4 protein-coding genes and 1 pseudogene are annotated in these 4009 nt (G+C 45.0%); 2 read left to right on the forward strand and 3 right to left on the reverse strand.

Annotation, left to right across the window (positions count from 1 at the left end):
* A pseudogene (locus ACEW8S_RS04250) lies at positions 1-862 on the forward strand (hypothetical protein); the annotation flags it as partial.
* Between the two features lie 103 nt (positions 863-965).
* On the opposite strand, the gene ACEW8S_RS04255 reads toward ACEW8S_RS04250, so the two are convergent.
* The 3 genes from ACEW8S_RS04255 to ACEW8S_RS04265 all read right to left on the reverse strand — a co-directional run bounded on the left by ACEW8S_RS04255 (position 966) and on the right by ACEW8S_RS04265 (position 3533).
* Positions 966-1262 (reverse strand): thioredoxin family protein, encoded by a 297-nt coding sequence (locus tag ACEW8S_RS04255; RefSeq protein WP_373516940.1) that lies wholly within the window; start codon positions 1260-1262, stop codon positions 966-968.
* Between the two features lie 273 nt (positions 1263-1535).
* A complete protein-coding gene (locus ACEW8S_RS04260) occupies positions 1536-2762 on the reverse strand; it encodes a metallophosphoesterase (protein WP_373516941.1) in 1227 nt (408 codons plus the stop codon).
* A 48-nt stretch (positions 2763-2810) separates the two neighbouring features.
* Positions 2811-3533, reverse strand: coding sequence for a copper homeostasis protein CutC (locus tag ACEW8S_RS04265; protein ID WP_373516942.1), 723 nt, complete (start codon positions 3531-3533; stop codon positions 2811-2813).
* 141 nt (positions 3534-3674) lie between these two features.
* Here ACEW8S_RS04265 and ACEW8S_RS04270 point away from each other — a divergent pair.
* The coding region (locus ACEW8S_RS04270; protein WP_373516943.1) for an isoaspartyl peptidase/L-asparaginase at positions 3675-4009 on the forward strand (335 nt) is incomplete at its 3' end.

Raw genomic sequence — 4009 nt, forward strand, 5'->3', positions numbered from 1 at the left:
CCCCAAAACAGCCATCACCAAAAAGAGTATGATGATGTTGGATATGCTCGCCAACAATGATTGGGAACGCCCCCTTTATTTTTCGGGAGGAAGTTTTGACGATGCCGAATTTATTTGGATGAAAGAGTATCTGCAGCTCGATGGCATGGCATACAAATTGGTGCCCATCAAAACCCCACGCACAAAATCATCCTTTGAAATGGGTAGGATAGATACCGATTTGATGTACGATATCGTTACCAATTGGTATTGGGGCAATTCGGGAAGTCCTGATATATACCACGATGTACAGACCCGTATACAAGGTCTTTCCTATCGAAGCAACCTCGCACGTCTTACGGAACAACTGATCAAGGAAAACAAGATCGACAGGGCCAAAGAGATCATCGATATGACCATGGAGAACCTTCCCGTAGAATATTTCGAATATTATGCCTTCGTCGAGCCTTTTGTCGATGGCTATTACAAGGTAGGCGAAACCAACAAGGCCCGGGCACTTTTTGAAAAGCTGAAAAACATCTATCAGCAGCGGTTGGAGTATTACGAAGGGATTCCGTTGGATGAGCAATACGATAAGATCGACGATATTATTGGTGATATGGAAGGCTATCGTAGAAATATCGATATTCTGATCACGAACAACGACCGCGAAAAGGCCGAAAAGGAAACTTTGATATTCAATGAATATATCGATAAGTTCGAGCATTTCTACAAGAACAACATACCCGGGGAAGAACCGCCGGTACCGGGTCAAGATCCTGATATGGTCGATACGATGCCGGTATCGGATACCATGAACATTGACGCCACGACGACAGAAGAGGAATTACTTGAAAAGGTTGTGGTACCGGATGAAAATTAGATAACAAACCCTGTATCCGATCTTTAGGCGGACATTAGGGGGCGAGAAAGTCAGGCTGAAAAGGGCCTAGCACTATCGATCCGCGAAACGAAAATACCTCTGCTTAAACATATTCCTTGAGAATCCCGATAAGCGTATTGGCGTCCTGCTCACCGCTTTGACGCCATACCATTTCTCCTTTCTTGTAGATCATCAGGGTAGGCAGGCCCTTGACACGAAGGGCGCTAGAGAGTTCCTTATTTTTGTCGACATCGATTTTTATGACCTTGCCCTTATCGCCCAAAGCGGCGGCAACATCGCGAAGCACAGAGTGCATTGCGGTGGATTGTTCGTTCCAGTCCGCATAAAAGTCCAACAGAACGGGGACTTTCAAATCTATAAGTTCACCAAACTTTGACATAAATACTGCTTTGGGTTATTCGCCAAAAGTAACAAAAATTGCGAAATCAGTATCCGAAGCCCGAGAATTAAAGGTTTTTGTATGTGTTAAAATAATGTTAATATACTTTTCGGGGCGAGTTTGTACCCGGTCTTGAGTCGAATTACTAACTCCGGTTAACATTAAGTCTTCAGATGATACGTTTAATGTTGATGAGTTTATAAACATCTACTTTTTTGTAGATTTAGTTGTCAAATTACTGTTAATGAGAATTTTATACTGATTTTAGGCAGGCTAGATTGTCTTTTTCTTCAAGGTTATCACGCTTATTTCTGGCCAAATACCGACGCGTCCAGGATACCCAAGAAATCCCAAGCCCCTGTTGACGTTGATAAACTGCCCTTTTTCTTTATAAACGCCCGCCCAATATTTATAGCGCCAACTTGCCGGGCTCCACTTGACCCATCCGGGAATTTCGATGCCGAATTGCATGCCGTGGGTGTGTCCGCTAAGCGTTAAATGATAGTGAAGATCATCGAAAAGCACCACATCTTCCCAGTGGGAGGGGTCGTGGCTCATCAATATCTTAAAATCATCTTTGGCTATCGTTGTGGTCGCCTTACCGAGGTCGCCCGCCTTTTTGAAGCCACCACGACCCCAATTTTCCACGCCTACCAAGGCTATTTTATCGTTACCTCTTTTCAGGTACCGGTTTTCGTTTAGCATCAGGACAAAACCGATGTCCCGCTGAATCACTTTTAAATCCTCTAGGTTCTGGCGTTTTAGGGCCTCGGTTTCCCAATCTACATAATCGCCGTAATCATGGTTTCCCAAAACGGAAAACTTTCCATCTTTGGCTTCGAGGGTCGAGAAAAGGGCCATCCACGGTTCCATTTCCGTGGCCAAGTTATTGACCAGATCGCCGGTAAATAAGATTACGTCGCCTTGCTGCTTATTAATTAGGTCGACGGCATATTCGATTTTTTTCCGGTTATCGAGGCTACCGCTGTGGATGTCGGAAATCTGCGTTATCCGGTAACCGTCAAAGGCATCCGGCAGGTCCTCGAATTCAAGGGCATATTTGAACACCTTAAAGTTGTATTTGCCCTTATACATGCCATAAAGAAGTGCGCCGAAGGGCAATGCGGCGATACCAAGGCCCAGGATGCTCAAAAATCTGCGGCGTTCGGGCAGGGAGAATGCTTTGGCGTTGCCGGTGAACTTTTGGTATACACCCGAAACCACGCGGAAAATATCCTCCGAAAAAAGAAACAAAATGGTTATTACCTGAAACGCGACGACCGTAATCATAAAGCCGAAAGCATAGCTTTTAGGTCGGCTCAGCACCCTACCTTCCGCTGCGCCCCAAGTAAATTGATAAATAAAATTACCCAGTACCAGTATCGATATGGCGATAAAAAGATAGTGCACCCAAGGATATCGGATGGCGGTCTTCAGGGCCTGAAGCGTATACAGGCCCAAAACGACATAGATTATGGCAAAAACGATCCATCGTAACATGGGTGCAAAGGTATTTTTAAATACGCGTTCGGTTACGCCATTTGGATTTTATTTAACCGCATTTACGATTTTTTGGATGGTTTCGAGGTTTGAAACCGTAACACCGTCATCCTTGAGATAAGAAGGGGAATTCATAGGGATTTTAGGTTTTATGGCCAGGGTTTTGACGAATTTACTTCCGGAGAGATGGGCAGCACGGAATCCTTTTTCCTTAAAAACATTGATATTTTCCGGTTTTATGCCTCCCCCTGGCATAATAGTGATTGTAGATGCTTTGTGATGGAGTTCGCTTAGCAATGTGATACCATCCTCGGCGGATTTTTGTTGTCCCGAGGTCAAGACACAGTCCACGCCCAAGCTTTCCAGTTGCGCAAAGGCCTTCAAGGGACTTTTTACCCAATCGAATGCCCGGTGAAAAGTAAATCTCAGGTCTCCGGATGCCCCTACCAAAATTTTGGTGCGTTCGACATCCAAGGTAAAATCCTTTTGTAAAACGCCGGAAACGATGCCTTCGAAGCCCATGTCAACACACATTTTGATATCGGTTTTCATGATTTCGAACTCCCCGTCCGAATAGGAGAAATCACCACTCCGAGGTCGTATCAGCACATGTATGGGAATGGTAATTTTTTCACGAACCGACTTAAGAAGTCCGTAAGATGGCGTTATGCCCCCAACGGCAAGTTCTGAACAGATCTCGATACGGTGGGCGCCCGCTTTTTCGGCATTTAGGGCAGATTTCAACGAATTGGCACAGACTTCTATCAACATAATCAAGGTTCAAGTTCAAGGGCAAGCTCAAGCTCAACGACCAACTATCCCACCCAAGAATATGATAAAGGTTGTTATTGAGTAGTTAGTCAGCTTGCACAATATCCCGTATATTTAGCGGTCTAAAAGTAAACAGGAATTATGGAACGAAGAAAATTTTTGAAAAATTCCACTGCGGTTACTGCCGGTCTGATTTCGGTTCCGTTGCTGGCATCTTCCCTAGGGAATGTAAAGTATGAGACTTCGAACCAGGGGGAATCCAAAGATATTCGCCCGATCGTGATATGTACTTGGGATTTTCATAAGGCGTCGGCAAAGGCATGGGATGTTTTAAAGGATGGAGGAAATTCTTTGGATGCCGTAGAGGAAGGCGTAAAAGTCGAAGAGGCCGATGTTGACAATCAGACCGTAGGGGTTGGCGGCCGCCCAGATCGGGACGGCAACGTAACCTTGGATGCCTGTATCATGGATAAGGA

This window comes from Pricia sp., assembly GCF_041745955.1.
GTDB lineage: Bacteria > Bacteroidota > Bacteroidia > Flavobacteriales > Flavobacteriaceae > Pricia.